General features: G+C 63.8%; 3 protein-coding genes. All 3 read left to right on the top strand.

All coding sequences use genetic code 11. The annotated features are described in order from the left end of the window. Positions 1-820: hypothetical protein (locus ACTOWL_RS37820; protein ID WP_441326458.1), on the top strand; the 820-nt coding region annotated here is incomplete at its 5' end. Between the two features lie 7 nt (positions 821-827). Beyond that, positions 828-1,511, top strand: coding sequence for a DUF2169 domain-containing protein (locus tag ACTOWL_RS37815; protein WP_441326457.1), 684 nt, complete (start codon positions 828-830; stop codon positions 1,509-1,511). Further along, a partial coding sequence (locus tag ACTOWL_RS37810; RefSeq protein WP_441326456.1) for a contractile injection system protein, VgrG/Pvc8 family occupies positions 1,504-2,011 on the top strand: 508 nt, incomplete at its 3' end. The genes ACTOWL_RS37815 and ACTOWL_RS37810, both read left to right, overlap by 8 nt.

Raw genomic sequence — 2,011 nt, 5'->3', positions numbered from 1 at the left:
GAGCACCAGCTTCGGCACCAGCGTCACCTACAACACCGAGTTGCGCTATGCCGTCGACACCAGCCTGAGCCTCGCTGTATCGACCACCGCGTCCTACACGCACTACTCGGGTTGGACCATCAACCAGCACGGCGCCGGCCAAGAGACATACAACGTCAACGGTGAGGGCGATATCAATCTCGGGGCCAGCGGCTCCTTCAACGCGCTCGGCCAGACCTTCTTCACCCCCGGCACCGTCGTCATCGGCTCCCGCCCCGTCACCGGCACCCCCATTGTCGCGGAAAACATCGCGGCCTTAGGGGTTACGTCCAAGGTGACGAAACTCACCGCCCTGGCGGGCTCGTTGACGGCCACGCTCGATACGCTGGGCCCGGCATATATCGATGGCATTCCCCCAGCCTTCTTCAGCACCGCGGCGGCGGTGGTCTCGCGCGCCGCCGCGCCGGCGGCAGCGACGGCAGCGGCCATCGTCGCGGCGACGGTCGCCAGCACCTACAAGAAGATCGAACGCCCCGCGTTGGAGGCAGCAATCTTCGAACCGACGATTGCAGTCGGGCCAACGGACATTACCCTGCAGGTCGGCACAAGCGTGCTCCGGATCACGGAGCTGGGAATCACCATCCTCGGCCCTATAGTCCAAATAGGAGATCCTGCCGGGACGACCTGTATTCAGACGACCCCTGAACAGATCATCGTCACAACCCCCAATGCAGTTGCCGTTGTGCCGGAGATAGAGCTGGTCTCCACCTCCATCACGGCGGAAGGAGAAGTCATCATTGTGGGTCCGCTTACTGCAAACACCATAGCAGCAGTCGCGTGAGGGATGCATGACCATCAATGCTACGCCCCCCCTTCAGACCGGCTCTGTCGTCGGCCGCTACCGGAGGGAGGATCATCTTCTCACCATCATCACGACGATGCGGGCCCATTTGGTCGCCGGAGGGGTCTACGCGCCCCTGCCGATCGAGGATCAGCCCGAGCCCCGCGGCCTCATGTCTCACGACGATGGCCAGGGCAACAGCCCCATCCATGGCGGCGACATCGTCCCGCACAAGCCGCGCGCGGACTTCACCTTGCTCGGCAGCTGCCACGCTCCGGCCGGGCGATCCGTCACCAGCCTCGACGTGACCATCGGGATGGGGGAGTGGCGCAAGAGCCTGCGCGTCTTCGGTGACAGCGACTGGGGCAAAGGCTTCGGGACCATCGGCGCGGAGCCGGACTCGCGCCTGCCGATCGCCAACATCCATCCCCACGATGCGCTGCACACCACCCCGGACATAGCCTCCATTGCAATGGAGATCCGAGAGCACGGAGTAACAGTCAGCCAAATCGGTCTGAACCGGGACAACGCAACCACTATTGCTCGCGATGTTAAACTAACCGGCGACGGCAACGAATGCAAACGTCGGAAGGCGAGAAGAATGATTACGAACGTTCATCTTCCATCGTGCGCAGATCCTGCCATTAGTGGCTTCGGACTCTTAGCACCCAGGACGGTGCTCCATGGCTGAGATCGCCTTCGAGCTGTCGGTGACGGGCCTGCCGGATGACGTCATCCAGGTGGTGCGCTTCGAGGGCGAGGAGGAACTCGGCCGGCCCTACCGCTTCGTCATCGATGTCGTCTCCCGGTCGGAGACCCTGTCGGCCGAGGATCTGGTCGCCCGCGCCGCCACCTTCTCGTTCAGCTCGGACGCCGGCGAGCGGCAGATCCACGGCATCGTCGCCGGCTTTCGCGAAGGGGCGGAGGTGGCGGGCGGGTACTACAGCTACCAGTTCGTGCTCACGCCCCGGCTCTGGCTGCTCGGCCTGTCCCGCAACAGCCGCAGCTTCGGCTCCGACGGCGATCTCGACGTCGCCGGCGTCGTTCGCCAGCTGCTCGAAGACCCACAGGCGCTCGGCTTCTCCAGCGACGACTTCGCCATCAACCTGATGAATGGCGACAAATACCCGGCACGCAGCTACTGGGTCCAGTACAACGAGTTCGATCTCGATTTCCTGCACCGGCTGATCG

This window comes from Inquilinus sp. CA228 (genome assembly GCF_052078665.1).
Classification (GTDB): Bacteria; Pseudomonadota; Alphaproteobacteria; order DSM-16000; family Inquilinaceae; genus Inquilinus.
The sequence above is the reverse complement of the archived record's forward strand: the minus strand, read 5'-3'. Positions and strand labels throughout refer to the sequence as shown.

Bases quoted from the DNA above. Each gene is read 5' to 3' on its own strand.
- ACTOWL_RS37815 (WP_441326457.1), top strand. From the start codon at position 828: ATGACCATCAATGCTACGCCCCCCCTTCAGACCGGCTCTGTCGTCGGC.